A 17,903-nucleotide genomic window follows, 5' to 3' on the forward strand; every position below is an offset into this window, starting at 1 on the left:
GAATCCCTGGCCATCCCGGCGAGCGTCTGCGTCGCCTCGACTTCGGCGGCTTTTTGACTTGGCAGGTTTAAGCCTTCCTCGTCTGCGAACAGATCGCGTTGGATGTCGAAGAAATAGCGTTCCATGAAGCGCTGCTCTTCCTTTGCAGGCGCGGGAACGTCTCTCAGCCACCGGCGCCTACGGGCTGAGCCTCGGCCGGTGATCAAGGTATAATAAATCGCGTTACTGAAGGTTGCCAGTGGTCTCTGGGTTGCCCGCGTGACACCTGTGGCATCGACAGCGAACGCAAAGTAGTAGCGGGGGTAAGTGGGAGTGGAACCTGCACCGCGCGAGGAAATTGCCACCGGCGGGCTTGGTCGAGAATACTAACCTATGTAAATGATAATCAGCGATCGACCATCGGCTAACGGTGACTGAGAGCGCTTTCCCGCCCAACCCCGCGGTGATGCTATGTGCGAGGAATGCGACAAGCTCGCCCTGCAAATTGCGCAGTTCCGGCGGCACGTATTGCGTGGTCTTGACCCGCTTACTATCGAGCGCCTTACGGCTTCGATTGGGGAGATGGAGGCGCGAAGAGCCGGACTTCATCCGACGACCGAGGTAAGCAAGGGGCCGGAAAGAGGCCCCAGCGGTTAACCTGCTACCAACAAACTGCCTGATCCGAAAATAAACCACTTGGTTAATTGCTGGACTCGTTGAGCAAGCTTCTCACTCGTCTGCGCTCCTCCATGCGGGTCGGAAGATGCAAACCCAAGCTGCGGGCCCGGATACGCTGTCTCATCCCCGGATTCGGTATGCGATCAAGCCGACCAATCTCGACTGACGCGGGACTGGCCATGTGGCGTAAGCGGCGCTTTGGACGTGGCGAGGATGATTGATGATTGTTTATTTTTCATGCCGCGAATGCGACGCGGTTTATTCTGCAACCAAGAGCGTGGGTCCGCTCCAATGATGTACTCGGGCACTTTCGAATGTAGACGATGCGGAGGCTTGCCGACCGAAGCCACCGTCGCCCAAGTCCTGGTCTCCAAATATGCCGATCACCTGCCGCTCTATCGGCAGGCTCAGATTTACGCCCGCCAGGGAGTTTCGCACGTCGGCGAGGCCAGCCAACGGGCCGCTGTACAAGATCCGTCCCCCGTGCACGCCTGCGTCGGGACCGACGTCGACGATCCAGTCCGCGTGCCGCACGACGTCGAGCTCGTGCTCAACCACGAAGAGCGAGTTGCCGGATGACTTCAGGCGGCCCAAGGCGCGCAGAAGGGCCGCCGTGTCCGCCGGATGCAAACCGCCGACGGCTCGTCCAGAATGTAGACGACGCCGAACAAACTGGACCGCACCTGCGTCGCTAGGCGCAGCCGCTGCAGTTCGCTCGGCGACAGCGTCGGCGTGCTTCGTTCGGGCGTGAGATAGCGAGACCGAGGTCGAGCAGCACATCGATGCGCGCCGACATGTCTTCAGTACTGCACGACGAGAGCCTTCTCCGAGCCTGTCCCAAAAATAAAGGTGAGTGATTTCAGTCCGTTGTGATTCCCTCGTGTTTGCGAAGACTCGATGGAGCACAATATGTGTTGGACCGAAGTCACCCGAAAAACAATATCGGCGCGACGGAGCCCCGCTGTTGCGGATCATCGGCCGCCTGTTCCCCAACCTGCGCCACATCTTCGCCGCTCGTGTCTATCGTGGCCCTAAGCTGCTCGATGCCATCGCTGATCTGCGCCAATGGACGATTGAAATCGTTACCCGCTCGCAGAGCGTTGGGTCGTTCAAGGCCGAACCTCGACGTTGGGTCGTCGAGCGAACCTTTGCCTGGTTCGGGCGCAATCGACGACTTGCCAAGGACTTCGAGGCAACCATCGCCAGCGCGGAGGCTTGGGTTCTTATCGCAAGCATCCGCCTGCTCTCCCGACGACTGGCCAGAGCTTGAGATTCTCAATGGTCTATTTTGAGTCAGACTCTCCGGATGGCCGGCGAATTTTTGCTTCCTGCCGGCAAGATGCCGGCCCAGCACGGGTTCGAAAACGGTCAGATTCGCGGGCTTCCAATAACAGTACTCAATGAGCTTCGTGCTTGCGGAGCACGCTGAATCGCGGTCGCACCCGCAGCCGTTGTCAGTACTCACCCGCCCCCCCCCGAGTCTTTTATCGAATCAAAGTTGGGCTTACCTAGACTGGCAGATTGTCCGTCAGACTTGGCGGTGGTTCACCAAGCTCGGAATCTCGCCTAAGCAGCTCGTTCTCAGCTTGATGCCAAAACGTGTCGGCTTGATCTTCCGGTTCGCCCGCTTCCTGCCAGAGTTGATAAGCCCTGGGACGGATCTCTTCTTCGGTTGGGCCGGGCATTCATCTCTCCGCAAATAAGCTTAGCTCTAAAAGAAAAAAGGGCCCTGCCTTACACAGAGCCCTTCGAGGATCACCACTTCTGACGACCGGACCAGTCGTTCACTTCCTTTTGCGCTTGGTCTTTCGCGTATCCGTATGACGTCGAGATCGTCGTCTGTCAGCTTACCCCACTGCTCTTTGACCTTACCTTTGACTTGCTTCCAATTGCCTTCGACACGGTTCCAATCCATCTACGCCTTCGGTGCTCTGTATGGAATCAAGCGGCGACCGCTTCTGCCGCAGCTTCAGGAGGTACGCAGTCCATCCGGCATCGGAGCGGTCATGGATGTCTACCTCGTGATAGCCGAAATCAGTTTTCGACCACTGGTGTCGAATGATCGCCACGAAACGCTCATAGGAGCAGTGGTAGGGCGTTCAAATGCAGTGGTAGTGCAGCCGGTAGTCGGCACTCATTTCCAAGACATAGATCATACGCAATCGCTTGCCATGCACCTTCGCGGCACGCCCCAGGACCCTGGTCTCCAGGCGCACGCGGAAGAGTCGAAGGCTTGCCGAGCCGACAATATCATCTGCTACTCGCCCGCCGGCACGCTTCTTCATGGTCAAGGTAACAGTTACCGGATTTCGGAACGGCAAGGCGTTGACCAAACCCTCCAACACATCGCGGCAGGCCGGAATGTTCGCTTTCATCAATATCGAATCGGCGGCCAACGTTCAGACTTACGCAATCGACAGAGTGTGCGCAGCAGGAAGTGACGGGCTTTGTCGCTGAGAATGAGCACTGCACTACTGGACCAATCGATGAAATCGCGCTCGAGATCGAACAACCCCATCCGGGTGATCAGATTTCGTCGAGGAGGTTGCGGACTTTTTCAGCCAGGTCGTTGATATTGAAGGGCTTGGAAAGCAAATGTTTGCCGGCGTCGAGCATACCGTTGTGAATGATCGCATTTCGGGTGTAGCCGGTCGTGAAAAGCACTTTTAGTCCAGGCTTCCTTTTCGACAGTTCTGCTGCGAGTTCGGCGCCTGTCATTTCCGGCATTACGACATCAGTGAACAGCAAATCTAGAATGAGACCCTCTTCTATCTTCTTGATTGCTTCTCTCGCACCCGCTACTTCAATGACCGTGTAGCCGAGATCTCGTAACGTCTCCGACGAAATGCCGCGAACTCGCTCGTCGTCTTCAACGACAAGGATGGTCTCCTTCTGCAGGCTTGCGCCAGCATGGGCAGTTTCCTCTCGCGTATCAGGACGTTCCTCATCCCCGACATGTCGTGGAAGGTACACTTTGACGGTAGTGCCGACGCCGATTTCCGAATAGATCTTCACATGGCCACCTGACTGGCGCACGAAGCCATAAACCTGACTGAGCCCCAGCCCTGTGCCTTTGCCGACTTCCTTGGTGGTGAAAAACGGATCAAACGCCTTTCCGAGCACGTCTTCCTCCATCCCGACACCGTTATCCGTGACGGCAACCAAAACGTACTGCCCCTGCATCAAAGCGTAATCGCGGGCATATTTCTCATCGATGAAGGAGTTGCTGGTTTCAATCGTCAGCCTACCGCCCGTTGGCATCGCGTCCCGCGCATTGACGGCGAGGTTCAGAATCGCGCTTTCGAGTTGGGCCGTGTCGGCTTTGACACGCCACAGTCCAGCCGCCAGAACCGCTTCAAGTCGAATAAGCTCGCCGAGCGATCGGTCGAGGAGGTCCCTCATTCCTCCGATCATCTTGTTGAGATCCATGACCTCCGGCGCCAAGGGTTGTTGACGGGAGAAAGCCAGCAATCTTTGTGTCAACGTGGCGGCCCGATTAGCACCGTCGATGGCGCCGTCGATAAGCCGATCGATATTAGACTCGCCCTGACTGAGGCGCCGCTTGGCAAGATTTAGGCCACCAATAATGACAGCCAACATGTTGTTGAAGTCATGGGCGATACCTCCCGTCAGTTGCCCGACGGCTTCCATTTTCTGCGATTGTCGCAATTGCTCCTCCGCTTTCATGCGTTCGCTGATTTCGTCAGCAACTCGCTTCTCCAATTCGGCGTTCAGCGTCTGGAGGCGGATTAGAAGACGTGCGTTGTCTATCGCTGTCGCCGCGTGGCCCGCGATACCCAGCAGCGCAGTCTCATGCTCGACTTGAAATCTGCATTTTTCGGCGTGACCAAAGAACAAGCCGCCCAACACGTCCCCGGTTCGGGAAATCACCGGCACCGCCAAGTAGGACCGTACTGGAAGATGGCCCTCTGGCATCCCTTTGCGAGGGGCGTTCTTGCCGTAACGATGGTCCTGCAAGATATCGTCGGAACGAACTACGCCGGTGCCAGTGAAGGTCGGCTCAAACACCGCCGTGTTACGCGGCATCGGGAAATTTGCGAAGGCGGACCGTGGCACGCCGGATAGCGAATAAAGCATGTAGCTTCCACCGTCCGGCGTGAGGACATTGTAGAAGAACGCGCCAAATTGGGCTCCCGACAGTTCAACGCCGGCATCCGTCACGATCTGAACGATCCTCTCGAGCTCGCGTTCTCGAGCAACAGAAGCACCGGCATCATTCAGGAGCCTCAGATGCCGCTCTGATTTCTTCTGCGTGGTGATATCCAGCACAGTGCCAATAAAGCGGATCGCCCGGCCGTTCGCGAAAAGGGCATCGCCAGTTGCGGCGATCCAGCGCTCTATACCGTCTTCGATACCAATGGTCCGGTATTCGATGTTGTAAGGTGCCGGAGAATTGTGTGCCAAGGCTCGGGAGACGGCGTCATGTGCCCGCTCCCTGTCGTCCGGATGAAGCCCTTTCAGAAAAGCCCCTTCATAACTTACGTCTGCCTCGGGTGATAAGCCAAATAGCTCTTTGCAGCGACTATCCCATTGCAGGATGTTATTGACCGGATCAAAGTCCCAAGTGCCTATCCCCGCCGCCTTGTTCGCAAGGCTCAGTCGCTCAACAGCATCCCGGGCCGCTTGGTCCGATCGGACGCGCTCGATGTGCGCCCACGAACGTTGGGTAACCTCGGTAAGCAAGTCCAACTCACGTCGCGTCCACCTATGCGGGCCGCGATGATGAACAGCCATCAAAGCGGTCAGGCGTCCCTCTTTTACGAAGGGCATACAAATAGTAGAACCTATGCCGATACTCTGGAAAGTGGCGGCCTCCTCCGGTTCGATCTCCCTTAGATTGTCATTGATGATAAGGGGGCGACCCGCCCCTAGCTCGCGAACTGCCATTTGACCGAAATCAGCCAAGCTGTAGTGACCCAGTATGTGCTGTACTCCGGGCGCTGCCCAATCCCCGCGTATGGTGAAGCCATCCTGGTCCGGATCCATATCGGCATAGGCGCAGCTTGAGACACCAAGATGCTCACCCAACATCCTGGTCGTGACGGCCAGCACCTCATCCGCATCCCGAGTCCTGGCGGTTTCTTTGTTGAGTTCGTCGAGGAAGAGCAGCCGGGCTTCGTTTTCTCGAACGGACGATTCTGCACGGCGCCGTTCAACGGCTGTGCGCGTGCGCTCGGCGACCTCCCGGATGAGCGCCAGCTCTACGGTACTCCATTCTCGTGGCGTGGCATTGTTGAGATAGAGCAGCGCTACGACCCCGTCGGGCTCGGAGATCGGCATGTTGACGAGGGCGCGGGCAGATATTGCCTCGAGTGCTGGGGCGCGGTCGCCAACGCGAGGGTCCTTGCGCGCATCAGCACAAACAACGGTCTCGCCGCGCTTCAGGTTTTCGATGTAGCTACCATAGTCGCGAAAATGCAGCACGCCCGCGAGGCTGGCGATGCCATGAGCGTTCCAATCGCGGTTAATGGTAATGGTTTCGGCGGACGTGTCGATCGTGCCGTAGCCTGCCCTGCTTACGTTCAGGCTGCGGCCAAGCAACTCCGCTGCGGCAAAGGCAAGGTCGTTGGCGTCACTGATCTCCCGAATGAAGTCGCCGAGGGTAGCCAAAACAGAATTGCGATTAGTTGACGGCGCCTCGGTCGCTGTCGTCATCGATCCTCCCGAGCACTTCGATATCTCGACATGTACTAGAACGATTTCGAGCGCCCCTTTTTAGGTGCGAGCTCAAATCTGAAATCAAGCACGGTATCCCGCATGATGCTCAATGAATTAAACCCTTAACCGGTTAACAGCATTTAGGTTCCGTCTACTGTCCCTTCCAAAATGCTCTTCTAAGATCTGCTGATGAGGTGCGCCATGACAGGGCTTCAGCGCCTGCTCATACGCGGGAGCAAAATAGTCATAAGCTCCTATCCTTACTCGACACCGCGAAGTCAGAACATGAGCGGGCGCTCTTCAAGCGAGGAAGAGTGGGCGCTCACCAGATAAAATAACCCATGTGAATCCGAGGTGAGACAATATTGCCACCCCTTCCCAGCGTCACGACCGGGAGCACCTACTCGCGCTTGTTTTATCTTCAAATCGGGTGTGCGATCAGGTTGACCAATCTCGATTGACGCGGGACTGGCCATGCGGCCTCAGCAATCGCCCCTCGGGCCTCCAAGGGTTGCTGGGGCCGCTTCGAATGACGATGCAGCGCTTGGTGGTTTATTCGTTTAGCTTATCACGGAGCCGATGTTAACGATTGCGATAGGCCAGTTGGTCTGACCTGACCTTTTGGAAAATACCTCCCCGCTGGACTGCTTTGCAAGATCGGGCAATTCGTACGGCTATCTTCGAGATCAGGAACTCGCGTGTCGAGAACCAAGCGAGCCTATAGGCAGGTAGTTCTTTCGATGTCGGTTGTCTTACTTTTGGCAGCCGGTGCCGCGGCCCAGGAGGATAAGAAGACCGATGACGACAAGCCGGCCGATCCGGATACGGGTGAGAGCACCGTGGAGGAAAAGACGCTCGGCCTTCTTCCCAATCCGCTGCAGAAGTACGGTGTGAAATTCGCGGCCACTTACATTGGCGAGGCGTTTGGTAACGCTTCCGGCGGCCTGAAACAGGGCGCTATCTACGAAGGCCGCCTCAACCTCGCGGTGGATGTGGATCTGCAGAAGCTCGTCGGCATCGACAAGCTCACTTTTCACGCCAATATGTTCCAGATCCATGGCGACGGCCTGTCCCGGAGCAATCTTCAGAACTTCTTCGTCGTCAGCGGAATCGAGGCTCTGCCCTCAACGCGTCTCTACGAAGCCTATTTCGAAAAGCAGTGGGGCGCGAAGAGGGTCTCACTCAAAGTCGGCCAGCTCGCCGCCGACAGCGAATTCTTCAACGCCAAATATACCGACGTGTTCACCAACGCGTCGATGGGTTGGCCCGCGATCACCTCGCTCGATCTTCCCAGCGGCGGACCGTCGCCACCTTTGGCGGCTATGGGCACAAGGCTACTGGTCAACGTGACCGACCAGCTTTCCGTTCTGGGCGGGATCTTCGACGGCGACCAGGCCGGACCCGGATCGGGCGACCCCCAGGAGCGCAATCGTTACGGCGTGAACTTCCGCGTCAACGATCCGCCGTTGCTTCTAGGTCAGATCCAGTACGCCTGGAACAACAAGAAGGGCGATCCCAACCTGACCGGCCAGATCAAGTTCGGCGGCTGGCGGCACTTCGGCTCTTTCGCCGATCAACAGCTCGCGTCGAACGGCGTCTCGCTCGCCGCTTCCGGTAGCAGCGGCGAGCCCCTATTGCTGGCAGGAGACATCGGTGGTTGGGCGGTCTACGAGCAACAGATCTACCGCGTGCCTCACAGCGATGATCGTGGAATCGGTGTGTTCGCAAGGGCCGCCGGCGCGCCCGCTGATCGCAACCTGATTGATCTCTACGCTGATGCCGGCGTCGAGTTCATTGGGCTTCGTGACGACCGGCCCGACGACAAGTTCGGGATCGCCGCGGGCTATGCCCATGTGTCCAAACGGGCGCAGGCGCTCGACGAGGATTACCGGACGTTGGTGAATCCAAATTGGCCAGTGCGAAGCTTCGAAGGTTTGTTGACGGCCGTCTACCAGTACCAGATCAAGGACGGCTGGACTGTCCAACCCAATTTCCAGTACATCGTTCATCCAGGGGGCGGAGCCGCGTTACCTGCCGGGCCGGTGGCGGGCAAGTCTCTCAAAAACGCATCCGTGTTCGGCCTCAGGACCACGCTCAAGTTCTAGGACGACGAACCCATGAACATTGTGGCGGCCATGCCCACGATGCAGAGAGCCATCGCGGCGGTCGCAGCCCAGCCCAGCCAGTACAACGGCCCGGTGACGACAAGCTTGCCCATGACCTTCGGTCGCCGGACGAGCACCATCAAGAGCACCATCACGGGCGCGGCGAGCACCCCGTTGACCACGGCGCTCCAGTAGAGCGCTTTGATCGGATCAATCGGGGTGAAGTTGAGCCCGATTCCGCAGAGACCCGAAAGTGCCAGCACGGAGTAGAATGCGATGGCCTCCTTCGGCTTACGGGACAGACCGACCTTCCAGCGACGCCCCTCTCCAATGGCGTATGCAGTTGAGCCGGCCAGGACAGGGATCGCCAACAGCCCGGTCCCGACGATGCCGAGCGCGAAGATGAGCTCGGCGAACGGACCTGCGATCGGCTTCAAGGCTTCTGCCGCTTGCGCCGAACTTTCGATGTCGGTTTTGCCCTGGGCATGAAGCGTCGCTGCCGTCGTGACGATGATGGAAAGCGCGATAAGGTTGGAAAAGGCCATGCCGATCATCGTGTCCAGCCGGATCCGTCGAAATTCTTCCGGCGCGTCGGACGAATCCTTCCTCAAAGGCTTTTTGTCGGCATCAATCCGCTGCTCCTCGGCTTCTTGCGACGACTGCCAGACGAAAAGGTATGGCGATATCGTCGTACCCAAGATGGCAACGAGCGTCGTCAAAAACGCGGCGTCCCAGCTGGCGCGGGGGATTAAGACACCCTTCAGCGCCTCTCCCCAAGGCACCTCCACGACGGCGAGCGCGATCACGTAGGCGAACAGGCTGAGCGTCAGCCACTTCAGCACCGACACGTACCGCTCGTAGTCGAAGAAGATTTGGGCGAGGACTGAAACGGCGCCGAATAGTACCACGTAGGCAATGCCGGGGCCGCCGATCAAGAGCTTGAGAGCATCCGCCATGGCTCCGAGATCAGCGGCGATATTGATCGTGTTGGCGACGAATAGCAGTCCCACCAGACTCCAGATGTAGGCCGGGCCGAAATTTCTGCAAACGTTGCCGGCAATACCGTGGCCGGTTACTCGCCCTATCCGTCCCGAAATCTCCTGGATCGCGGCCATGAGCGGATAAGAGAGCAGCATGGTCCAACCGATGCCGAAACCGAGTTGCGCCCCGGCCTGGCTGTAGGTGCCTATCCCGGACGGATCGTCGTCGGATGCCCCGGTGATGAGGCCTGGTCCCAGCGTGGATATCAAGTTGCGGACGCGGAACGTCTTTCGCTTCTGAACCTTTGGTTCGATCGCCGCATCCATGCGATGATTCTCCACAGCTCCACGAATAATGTCGGCGCCGAACGTCCAGGCGACCTGAATTGGCATGTTCGCAGGCGCGAACGGCAGGGGCCGCGTGTCATGAGGCGGGCCCATGCCGAAAAGCGTCGATCACCAGCTATAGGTGCCGAACCTGAACGCGAGCGTTTGCTTCTGTTCAGTTGTAATCCGAGTATTTGAACTGCGGCAGCGCCTTCAGCTGTTCCTTGTTGCCGCTCATGACGGCGTGGTCAGGCACCCAATCGTTCGCGTTGCGATTCGAGGTGTTGGTCGACGCAGTCCCCGTGGTCGTATCGCGCGCGGTGGTCGAGCTGCTGGTCGAGCTCGTCCTAACCGGCTCTTCGACGAACTTCAACTTGTCCATGGAGACGGCGATGTCGTGTTCGCCCATTCCCAAGAAGCCGCCGATGCCGATAACGACGGCTTCGATCTTGCCGCTCTTATCGACCAGCAGCTCGTTGATGTCGCCGAGCTTCTCGTTAGCCTCGTTGTAGACATTCAGGCCCATCAGCTTTGAGGCGCGCCAGCTTCCCTTAAGCGCCATCTTGGCGTCGGTCGGCCGGCTGGTCGCTGCCGGCGCAACGCGATCCGCCGGCTGAGTGGATTGCGCGAACGCAGAGCCGCCGATCACGGCAGCCCCAATCAGAGCAACGGCAAGTAAGCTTTTCATCGATCATCTCCTCCAACGTGAGCCGGCAGCCCTTCGGATGCCCGCCCCTCCAACGTTCCCCCGTTGCCACTTGTTCCTGAGTGGAGCGCAGACCCGAAGGATCCGAAATCGTTAGCGACGTTCGGGGGTAACCAGGCGGACGGCAGCGATCCCCTTACCTTCGGCGCGTAGGCAGGCCTGCGTGAAATGTGGCCACACCTGCTTCGAACAGTCCTCCGCTTCCTTCGCGGCCTCGTTCGTCCGGACTTTCGGCAGCGGGACAGGCGCTTCTTCCGCCAGTGCCGGCGAGTGGCCTATTTCGGCCAGTACCGTGCTCGAGAAACCGGTGCCGGCCCCAGCACCTCTGGGGGCCAAGGGGCCGGTGCTAGGGCCGTTTCCTGATCCGCCGATTTAACTCTTGGAGGCCGGCTCCCGCGATACTGCGCCCCTCTCTGAGCCTCCCGCATAGCTTGCGTGCAACGGTGTCCGGTTTCCCGTAGCGAGTGACGATCCGCCAAATTCAAGCTGAGCGGCAGGCGGGTCAAGCGACGATGGAATTCAGACGCTACCCAAAGATCTCATAGGCGATTGCACGATCTCGCCGGCCGCCTGCGCTGCGTGAAATGCACCGCCGAGCTGCTATCAGCTCGGCCGGACGAAACCCAACAACGTCATGATGAATGTTTATTTGAACCGCTTTGGGGAGCAGGTTGAACCAAGACCACCCGAACCTTGCTGAGGCAGCTGCCCCGGGGGCGCGGGAACATCATGAGCGCCCGATCAGAACGCCACAGGAACCCTATTTTCGCAGAATGGTTTGCTCCTCAAGTGAACCCCTACGGAGGAAGCTATGGGCTTTTTTACAAAAGACATCAAAACCCTTGATGATCTCTTCGTCCACACGCTGCGGGACATCTATTACGCGGAGCAGCAGATAGCCAAGAACCTCCCCGACATGCTCGAGAAGGCGACCGACCAGTCCCTGAAGAACGGTTTTGAAACTCACCTCGCCGAGACCAAGGGCCAGATCGCCCGGCTTGAAAAGGTCTTCCAGATGCATGGCGTCGAAGCCAAGGGCGTCAACTGCCCCGCCATCGACGGCATCCTGAAGGAAGCCAGCGAAGTTGCCGGCGACGTTGACGATAAGAGCGTGCTGGACGCCGCGCTAATCGCGGCAGCCCAGGCCGTCGAACACTATGAAATCACGCGCTACGGCACCCTGATCGCATGGGCGAACATGCTTGGCCGCAGCGACTGCGCCTCCGTCCTGCAGCAGAATCTCGACGAGGAAAAAGCAACGGACAGCAAGCTGAACACGATGGCGCTGAAGAGCGTGAACCGCAAGGCAGCGTAGTAAAGCGTGTGAGAGGGAGAGCAACGGCTGCCCGGCCCGGTCGGGCAGCCCTTCGTTTTGTAAGTAACGAGCGTATTAAGAGCTTTTGCAGCTTGTCGCGGCGAACGTGAATGCACGAGGCTTCGCAATATTTCCATCGCGTCCATTGCGTAGTTGGGAGACGGCGTGCTCGAAGGCAAGTCGTCTCTTGTGATCCAGAACGCGTTCCTTTTATTAGTCAACACTGGGAGTCTGGCGCTGGCGACCCCGGGCCGAGAAAGAGGCAAAATGCACCGGTCACAAACGGGCGCGCTCATTGGTAAAGATTGCTAGGGGGGCATTCCGCCCGCACTGAAAAAAGATATCGGACCGATCTCCACCCGCGTGGGAGGCAAGGCGGAAGCTTCGCCGGCGAAAGCAGCGCCAAGCAAAAACGCCAACGCGCTGCGGCAGGTTGCGAAGCTTCGGGCCGCCAACCTCCGCGGCCTAACGCGTCGTTAGATGCTCCCGCACCACATTTGCCCCGGTCCGGCCAGTTTCTTGCAGCCGCTCAAGAGTTTCGGTGCCGATGTCGTTAACTTCCGCCTTAAGCGTGTCGGAGGCTTCGCGCACGCTTTGGGTTACCGCTTCCGCACGCGCATTCAGGTCCTCTTTGACGCTGTCGCTGAGCTCTCCGGCCCATTTGTTTTCGAATTCTGACCCGCTGAAGGCGCCGGCAACCGCCGCTCCGACCGTCAAACCTATTGCGCCGATCAGAAGCGGTTGTCTCTCGAGCAGCGCCGAGAAGGACGATTGGACCTGTGCGATCGTCTCCTTTCGCGGCAGCGCATCGCCGAGCTTGCCCAAGTTTTCCTGTGCAAAGGTAACGCCTTCATCTAACCCTTGCTTGACCGCATCCGCGGCGCTCGACACGGCAGCCGACGCCGTGCTTTTCGCATGGCGCACGGTGTCGCCCAAGTGTTGTGATAATCCATTTTCCGTTTCCGGAGCGGTCGGCGGACTGCTCGTGAATTTTGACGCGCTCGGCCGCAGATTGGCTCCAATATCGGCGAGCGGTGCTGTTGCCCCACTCACCGATTTTGCCGCGTTCTTCAGCGTCTCGTTACCCAACAAGAGCCATATCGCGCCTCCGCCGATCAGCGCGGCAGCAAGCGGATTTTCCCGAACCGCGTCCCTCAGATTGTCCAGAAAACCTGTTTGCGTGCCGCTCATCTCACCATTTCCTTCACAATAATCTTGTCCTTCTCTAGCTGACGCATCGTTTCGCGAGGCGCCAAATTGCGGGCGTCTAAGCGGTTCATGCCGACGGCGAACAACACGCCGGCAACCGCTCCCGCAACGATGGCCGAGACAAGGTATGAACCCGGCTGCGACCAGCCGGCCGAGATCAAGGCTGCTGACAGCGCAAAAAGCGCCATGACGAGCGCGGGAATGACTAGAACGGCGCCCGCGGCGAAGAAGCCTGCAGCGCTGCCGATCTGCTGCACCTTCTCGCCGGCTTCGGCCTTGGCGAGATCAATCTCATTCTGGAAGAGCTTGGCGAACTGCGAGAGCGCCTCGCCAAGGAGGGTCGAAATCGCCTGAAGATCCGATTTAGTCTTCATGATGCATCCTCGCCGCCCGAGGATGTCTGACTTCCTGACGCCTTGAAGAAGCGTATAGCGGCGAAGCCAGCGAGCACCGACAATCCGAGAAAGGCAGCCGGCTGCCGTTTCGCGAAGTCGGACGCCCCGTCCACGAGATCACGAAAAGTTCCATTGCGGATCTTCTCGGCAGCGTCTTCGACGTAGTCAGCTGCGGAATTGATGCCGCGCGCGGCAAATGGCGCGTCGCTTTCGAAAGCATGGCCGGCTTGCCGAATGTTTCCGGCGAGCCGAGTCACGAAATCTGCCCCCGAGCGCTGCTGCTCCTCGGCCTTGTCCTGGAAGCGATCCGCGGCTCCCTCCGCCACGTCCCGTGCCGCGTCAGCCGCCTCCTTGAACTTGTCACGCGCGGCCTCGGTTGAGGCCCGCAGCGCATCGCCCGCGCGTTGTTTGACGTCGGCGCCTGCTTCGGCGATTTGGTCCTTCAGAGTGTTAGAGGCGGTCGAGTCGTGTGCCTGAGAAGACGCGGCTTGTCGAATATGGGTCTCAAATTCGCTCATGACGATTTCTCTTCGGTTCGAGAGGGATTGAATGCCGCCGTCACCATGTCGTCGGCTGCTTCCTTCAGTCTTTCGGACAAATCCCGGGTCATCCGGCTGGCGTGTTTGCCGAGATCCGCATCCGACACGCTCTTGGCAGCGGCATCGGCAGCCGACAGTACCGCGTCCTTGGCCGTCTCGAATCCCGACTGAGCTGCCTTGCCTGCCGCACGTTTGACACCATCACTCGCCTCGCCGATTGCAGAGACTTCAGCCCTTGTGTTGGGAAGAGAGGCCGCAATAATCGCTCCGATCGCGACCCCCACACCGGCGATCAAGGCGGCGTTGTCGTGGAAGACCTGGCGCACGGCTTCCGGTGCGGCGGTTGCTTTTTCGCGCGCGGTCGAACGGGCTCGATCGATGCTATTTTTTGCCCCGTCCGAGGCGGTATCGATGCCTGCCTTCACTCGATCGACAGTCTGGGCTACCCGGTCTTTCAGGTCGCCGGCAAGCCCGGTCGCCGTGGCTTGGGCTTCGCTCGCCAGATCGGCGGCCTTTCGCCCGGTTGCGGATATCCCATCCGCCATATCTTTTCCGAAGGATTGAGCGCGTTCGGCGGCCTCACCTCTTATTTCCTTGGCCTTTTCGATCGTTGGCGTCGCGCTCTCAAGGGCTCCGCTGCGAACGGTCTTCGACGTCAGCGCAAGGCCGGCACCGATCATGAGAAGGGGAAGTGGAAAGCCCCGGACCAGCCGCAGGACAGGCACCGCAACCGCAGTCCCCGCAGCGATTGTCTGCATCGGGTTTTCCATGGCTTGCTGCTTCAGCAAGTCGAGCCAGCCTTGGGTTTTCCGACCCACGAATTCGGAGACTCCTGACTTGATCCCCTGCGGGGAGACCTTGTAGCGCAAGTCTTCTGCGGTATCGGTGATCTGCTCTCTTAACCGATCGACCGTCGCCGAAAGCTGCGCGCGGCTCCGCTCGGACTCGCGCCTCAATTCCTCAACGGATCTTGTCATGGCTGTCACCGATCTCTTGTTTGAAAGCGAACTCACGCTTTATTGAATCGTTCCTCTGGCAGCTTGGCCCGCGGACGTGCGCTCGTCGGCGATGGCCTTGGTCAGCTCGGCGCCAAACAGGAATATCTGGGCGGAATAGTAGGTCCAAAACATCAGAACGATCAGCGCACCCGCCGCGCCATAGGCCGAGCTCGGCGCCGCCCGCCCGAGGTAAATGCCGATGAGCGATTTGCCGACCGTAAAGAGCACGGCTGTGACGAATGCGCCCAGCATAAGCTCGCGCCACGGTATCGCTGAATCGGGCAGGACTTTGTAGATCGCCGTGAACAGGAGCGTAAAGATCGCCAGGGATACGCCGGTGTTGAGGGCCGCCAACAGAATCTTCCCGGCAAACCACCCCTGAAAGGCCTGTCCCAGAGCGGATAGCGCGGTGCTTGCGGCCAACGATACTATCAGCATGAAACCAAGGGCGGCGACGAGGCCCAGACTGGCGGCACGGGTCCGGATCAGGGAAAAGATCGGCTCATCGATCGGCTTGGCCTTGAACGTCGCGTTTAGCGCCGTGTGCATCTCGCCAAAAACGCCCGAAGCAGTGACCAAAACAGTGAGCACGCCGAGAACCGTTGCTAATGCCCCCGCGGCGGGATCGCTTGACCGCTCGAGGATGGATTTGATGAAATCGCCACCTGCGGGTCCTAGGAGTTGACCAAGCTGGTCACTGATCGCGACACGCGCGGAGTCCTGACCGAAGACGAGCCCGGCGATTGCAACGACGATGAGAAGTACAGGCGCGAGGGAGGTCGCGGCATAAAAGGCGATTGCTGCCCCACGGCTCAAGGCGTCATTGGCCAGGAAGCCGGAAACCGCCGCCTTCAAGATCCGCCATAGCCGTCCCATTACTGTCCTTCCCTTGGCTAGACGCAAATGGCGGATGGCAACTGCCGGTGCTCATGAAGGTTTCTTTGGTTTGATGGGACTTGGTGTCGCTATGTCGCAGGCACCACCTCATGATGAACGCCACCGACCGCGCGCGCGGCGGTCTCTGATCCATTCAAGCGGTCGAATCGCTTGTTGACGCCGCCTTGTTCCGGCAATGGATCGTCAATCTGGGCACACGATCGGCATCGGGACGCATGGCCTATTTGATTGCCGAACTGCGCCAGCGGCTTGGCGCGATGGATCTGGTCGCTAACGAGCAGTTTGACTTTCCAATCACTCAATCGAAACTCGCCGACGCGCTTGGACTGAGCGTCGTGCATGTCAACCGCGTCCTTCAGGCATTCCGAGCCCAAGGCATTCTTGATTTGAAGCGCCACGTCGTCACGCTTGGCGACCTAGAAAAGATTGTCCAACTCGGCGGATTTGACAGCCTCGATGACAATGCAAGCGCTAAATAGCGTCGCACTGCCCCAACTGCACCTCTTCAACAAAAGACTATAGAACACACGCCAGAGTGGGCGTGGGACAATGGTGAACAAATAGGCCAAGCAGAACGTCTCGCGGCCTTTAGGCGGGGCAAGGGACGGTGAGTGACAAAAGAAAGGCCCGGAATGACCGGGCCTTCCTATTACCAGTAGCCCCACGGGCGATAGTACGGCCGATAATACCCCGGCCCATAGTAGGCGTATCTCGGGGCATAATAGCGAGGCCCGTAATATCCGTAGCCCGGCCCGTAGTAGTAAGGCGAGGCCGCAATAGCGCCAGCGGTTAGAGCGCCGGCAGCAAGACCGAAACCGATTCCCGGTCCCCAACCACCACGCCATCCACCATGAAAGCCGCGGGCTTCAGCGGATGAGACGGTAGCAGTAGACAGGGCGCCGACTGCGGCCAGAGCAAAAGCAAGTTTACGCATCGTGGATCTCCTTTCATCCGCGCCAATAACGCAGAAAAAAACCGAGACGTTCCTTTGATCAATTACCATTTTCTGCCGTCAAGCATCCTTCGTTCACGGGAGACCGGGCATATTCATCTTCAGCCGGTCACGCCCACGCAAAGCGTGTCGATGTCGAATGCTTGGGCCGCTCAAATCGATCACCTGGCGAATGCCGAGATTGAGGCGCGCCGTCGCAATGTTTGCCACGTCGGACTTAGAGGTGAGGTTCGGGTCGAGACCGTTCCCCTTAGCGGGACGGAATAATTCCTGTGCTCCGCGTCATCGGGGGCATCTCCACGAACGTCCGCATCTATTGCGGCGGGATTGGGTTTGCCGGTTGCGCTGGCTTCGGGCCAGGTGGAACGGGCTCAATCGGCGCCTTCGGCTTGGTCGGCATTACCGTTGCGCCAGCCGAACGCGCGGCCTCGCCGGTCGTCGACGAGTTGGCCGAAGCGGCCGGCTGCACCTGCGGCTTGCTCCACGGACCGTGGTCGACGATCAGCATGCCCAGCACGCCAAGGATCGCAACCGCGGCTGCAATCACCAGCGGCGTGCCGCCGTGCCGATTACGATGCCTGAGCGAACCACCTTCCGTTATTCCGTACGCTTGCATTGTCATCACCGTCTCCTCCCCGGAAACAAGCCCCGACCCGCGCGTAAGTTTCCGGTTCCCTGACGTGAAAGGACGGCATGTCGGTGGAACCAAGGCTGTGGCATTTGCACGATGTGCGGCCAACTGCCAACGTGCGCACCTCGATCTGAGGAATTTTTCGCCTCAGCCCCACTAGCGCATACCGAAAATCAGCCAGAAGCCGGCGAGCACCAAGAGCACGCCTATGACAGTAGTTGCATTCCCCATACCGGACACCTCGCGCCGAAGGCAAGCTCCGCCGCCCGGCGTGCGGGAGGTGTGTGTGTGTCGCCGGGGGCGGAGCCGCGCCATCGCGGCGGTGATGGCGCGCAGGACCAACCGATGCCGGATGGCACCGTTCCTCGATGGCGAACTAGACAGGGAGCCCTCGATTTTTTTGGAAAGTCACCACTATTGAAAGATTTCAATTGACCTTAGGGTTTGACAATTTGCCCTCAATAAAAAAGGCCAACCCGTGCGGCCACCGGGAGACGTCCGGAGTTCCGCCGG

At 59.0% G+C, this 17,903-nt stretch carries 15 protein-coding genes and 5 pseudogenes; 5 read left to right on the plus strand and 15 right to left on the minus strand.

Annotated features, from left to right (window positions below; genetic code table 11):
• Nucleotides 1-125 (minus strand): annotated as a pseudogene (locus K359_RS66255) (hypothetical protein); the annotation flags it as partial.
• 859 nt (nucleotides 126-984) lie between these two features.
• On the opposite strand from K359_RS66255, the pseudogene K359_RS59140 reads away from it, so the two are divergent.
• A pseudogene (locus tag K359_RS59140) lies at nucleotides 985-1,089 on the plus strand (transposase); the annotation flags it as partial.
• Here the strand turns inward: K359_RS59140 and K359_RS64640 are convergent.
• A pseudogene (locus K359_RS64640) lies at nucleotides 1,057-1,459 on the minus strand (excinuclease ABC subunit A); the annotation flags it as partial. The pseudogenes K359_RS59140 and K359_RS64640 sit on opposite strands and share 33 nt — an antisense overlap.
• A 144-nt stretch (nucleotides 1,460-1,603) precedes the next feature.
• On the opposite strand from K359_RS64640, the pseudogene K359_RS59150 reads away from it, so the two are divergent.
• A pseudogene (locus K359_RS59150) lies at nucleotides 1,604-1,927 on the plus strand (transposase); the annotation flags it as partial.
• Between the two features lie 238 nt (nucleotides 1,928-2,165).
• On the opposite strand, the gene K359_RS59155 reads toward K359_RS59150, so the two are convergent.
• From K359_RS59155 to K359_RS0129305, 4 genes and pseudogenes are all read right to left on the minus strand, one after another.
• Nucleotides 2,166-2,342: a DUF2934 domain-containing protein gene (locus K359_RS59155; RefSeq protein WP_084518541.1), complete on the minus strand. Its 177-nt coding sequence runs from the start codon at nucleotides 2,340-2,342 to the stop codon at nucleotides 2,166-2,168.
• A 70-nt stretch (nucleotides 2,343-2,412) separates the two neighbouring features.
• Nucleotides 2,413-2,572 (minus strand): annotated as a pseudogene (locus K359_RS59160) (CsbD family protein).
• A 184-nt stretch (nucleotides 2,573-2,756) separates the two neighbouring features.
• A complete protein-coding gene (locus K359_RS0129300) occupies nucleotides 2,757-3,032 on the minus strand; it encodes a hypothetical protein (protein WP_156928713.1) in 276 nt (91 codons plus the stop codon).
• A 151-nt stretch (nucleotides 3,033-3,183) separates the two neighbouring features.
• On the minus strand, nucleotides 3,184-6,333 hold the full coding sequence (locus tag K359_RS0129305) for a GAF domain-containing protein (protein WP_029082519.1): 3,150 nt from the start codon (nucleotides 6,331-6,333) through the stop codon (nucleotides 3,184-3,186).
• Nucleotides 6,334-7,076: 743 nt separating this feature from the next.
• Here K359_RS0129305 and K359_RS0129310 point away from each other — a divergent pair.
• Nucleotides 7,077-8,441 (plus strand): carbohydrate porin, encoded by a 1,365-nt coding sequence (locus K359_RS0129310; RefSeq protein WP_029082520.1) that lies wholly within the window; start codon nucleotides 7,077-7,079, stop codon nucleotides 8,439-8,441.
• Here the strand turns inward: K359_RS0129310 and K359_RS0129315 are convergent.
• Entirely contained in the window at nucleotides 8,438-9,748 is a 1,311-nt protein-coding gene (locus tag K359_RS0129315) for an NRAMP family divalent metal transporter (protein WP_051346484.1), read from the minus strand. The two genes, K359_RS0129310 and K359_RS0129315, sit on opposite strands and share 4 nt — an antisense overlap.
• A 175-nt stretch (nucleotides 9,749-9,923) precedes the next feature.
• A complete protein-coding gene (locus K359_RS0129320) occupies nucleotides 9,924-10,436 on the minus strand; it encodes a PRC-barrel domain-containing protein (protein ID WP_029082522.1) in 513 nt (170 codons plus the stop codon).
• Nucleotides 10,437-11,265: 829 nt separating this feature from the next.
• Here K359_RS0129320 and K359_RS0129325 point away from each other — a divergent pair.
• Nucleotides 11,266-11,769, plus strand: coding sequence for a ferritin-like domain-containing protein (locus K359_RS0129325; protein WP_029082523.1), 504 nt, complete (start codon nucleotides 11,266-11,268; stop codon nucleotides 11,767-11,769).
• Nucleotides 11,770-12,234: 465 nt separating this feature from the next.
• On the opposite strand, the gene K359_RS0129330 is transcribed toward K359_RS0129325, so the two are convergent.
• From K359_RS0129330 to K359_RS0129350, 5 genes are read right to left on the minus strand one after another with little or no spacing between them, the layout of a single operon-like run.
• Entirely contained in the window at nucleotides 12,235-12,960 is a 726-nt protein-coding gene (locus K359_RS0129330; protein WP_029082524.1) for a hypothetical protein, read from the minus strand.
• Nucleotides 12,957-13,352 (minus strand): phage holin family protein, encoded by a 396-nt coding sequence (locus K359_RS0129335; protein WP_029082525.1) that lies wholly within the window; start codon nucleotides 13,350-13,352, stop codon nucleotides 12,957-12,959. Before K359_RS0129335 ends, K359_RS0129330 begins: the two co-directional genes overlap by 4 nt.
• Nucleotides 13,349-13,891: a hypothetical protein gene (locus tag K359_RS0129340; protein ID WP_029082526.1), complete on the minus strand. Its 543-nt coding sequence runs from the start codon at nucleotides 13,889-13,891 to the stop codon at nucleotides 13,349-13,351. Before K359_RS0129340 ends, K359_RS0129335 begins: the two co-directional genes overlap by 4 nt.
• On the minus strand, nucleotides 13,888-14,889 hold the full coding sequence (locus K359_RS0129345) for a DUF3618 domain-containing protein (protein ID WP_029082527.1): 1,002 nt from the start codon (nucleotides 14,887-14,889) through the stop codon (nucleotides 13,888-13,890). The genes K359_RS0129340 and K359_RS0129345 overlap by 4 nt, the downstream gene beginning before the upstream one ends.
• Before the next feature lie 39 nt (nucleotides 14,890-14,928).
• Entirely contained in the window at nucleotides 14,929-15,786 is an 858-nt protein-coding gene (locus K359_RS0129350) for a YihY/virulence factor BrkB family protein (protein WP_029082528.1), read from the minus strand.
• A 236-nt stretch (nucleotides 15,787-16,022) separates the two neighbouring features.
• On the opposite strand from K359_RS0129350, the gene K359_RS53285 reads away from it, so the two are divergent.
• Nucleotides 16,023-16,286 carry a helix-turn-helix domain-containing protein gene (locus K359_RS53285; RefSeq protein WP_029082529.1) on the plus strand — a complete coding sequence of 88 codons (264 nt, stop codon included), beginning with the start codon at nucleotides 16,023-16,025 and terminating at the stop codon, nucleotides 16,284-16,286.
• Nucleotides 16,287-16,456: 170 nt separating this feature from the next.
• Here the strand turns inward: K359_RS53285 and K359_RS64645 are convergent, their stop codons facing one another.
• Together K359_RS64645 and K359_RS0129360 are read right to left on the minus strand one after the other, a co-directional pair.
• Entirely contained in the window at nucleotides 16,457-16,741 is a 285-nt protein-coding gene (locus K359_RS64645) for a hypothetical protein (RefSeq protein ID WP_084518551.1), read from the minus strand.
• Nucleotides 16,742-17,072: 331 nt separating this feature from the next.
• A complete protein-coding gene (locus K359_RS0129360; RefSeq protein ID WP_035977324.1) occupies nucleotides 17,073-17,381 on the minus strand; it encodes a hypothetical protein in 309 nt (102 codons plus the stop codon).
• Nucleotides 17,382-17,903: the final 522 nt, after the last annotated feature.

Origin of the sequence: Bradyrhizobium sp. th-b2 (assembly GCF_000426785.1) — a bacterium.
GTDB lineage: Bacteria > Pseudomonadota > Alphaproteobacteria > Rhizobiales > Xanthobacteraceae > Bradyrhizobium > Bradyrhizobium septentrionale.

Bases quoted from the DNA above. Each gene is read 5' to 3' on its own strand.
- K359_RS59155 (WP_084518541.1), bottom strand. From the start codon at position 2,342: ATGCCCGGCCCAACCGAAGAAGAGATCCGTCCCAGGGCTTATCAACTC.
- K359_RS0129300 (WP_156928713.1), bottom strand. From the start codon at position 3,032: ATGAAAGCGAACATTCCGGCCTGCCGCGATGTGTTGGAGGGTTTGGTC.
- K359_RS0129305 (WP_029082519.1), bottom strand. From the start codon at position 6,333: ATGACGACAGCGACCGAGGCGCCGTCAACTAATCGCAATTCTGTTTTG.
- K359_RS0129310 (WP_029082520.1), top strand. From the start codon at position 7,077: ATGTCGGTTGTCTTACTTTTGGCAGCCGGTGCCGCGGCCCAGGAGGAT.
- K359_RS0129315 (WP_051346484.1), bottom strand. From the start codon at position 9,748: ATGGATGCGGCGATCGAACCAAAGGTTCAGAAGCGAAAGACGTTCCGC.
- K359_RS0129320 (WP_029082522.1), bottom strand. From the start codon at position 10,436: ATGAAAAGCTTACTTGCCGTTGCTCTGATTGGGGCTGCCGTGATCGGC.
- K359_RS0129325 (WP_029082523.1), top strand. From the start codon at position 11,266: ATGGGCTTTTTTACAAAAGACATCAAAACCCTTGATGATCTCTTCGTC.
- K359_RS0129330 (WP_029082524.1), bottom strand. From the start codon at position 12,960: ATGAGCGGCACGCAAACAGGTTTTCTGGACAATCTGAGGGACGCGGTT.
- K359_RS0129335 (WP_029082525.1), bottom strand. From the start codon at position 13,352: ATGAAGACTAAATCGGATCTTCAGGCGATTTCGACCCTCCTTGGCGAG.
- K359_RS0129340 (WP_029082526.1), bottom strand. From the start codon at position 13,891: ATGAGCGAATTTGAGACCCATATTCGACAAGCCGCGTCTTCTCAGGCA.
- K359_RS0129345 (WP_029082527.1), bottom strand. From the start codon at position 14,889: ATGACAAGATCCGTTGAGGAATTGAGGCGCGAGTCCGAGCGGAGCCGC.
- K359_RS0129350 (WP_029082528.1), bottom strand. From the start codon at position 15,786: ATGGGACGGCTATGGCGGATCTTGAAGGCGGCGGTTTCCGGCTTCCTG.
- K359_RS53285 (WP_029082529.1), top strand. From the start codon at position 16,023: ATGGCCTATTTGATTGCCGAACTGCGCCAGCGGCTTGGCGCGATGGAT.
- K359_RS64645 (WP_084518551.1), bottom strand. From the start codon at position 16,741: ATGCGTAAACTTGCTTTTGCTCTGGCCGCAGTCGGCGCCCTGTCTACT.
- K359_RS0129360 (WP_035977324.1), bottom strand. From the start codon at position 17,381: ATGACAATGCAAGCGTACGGAATAACGGAAGGTGGTTCGCTCAGGCAT.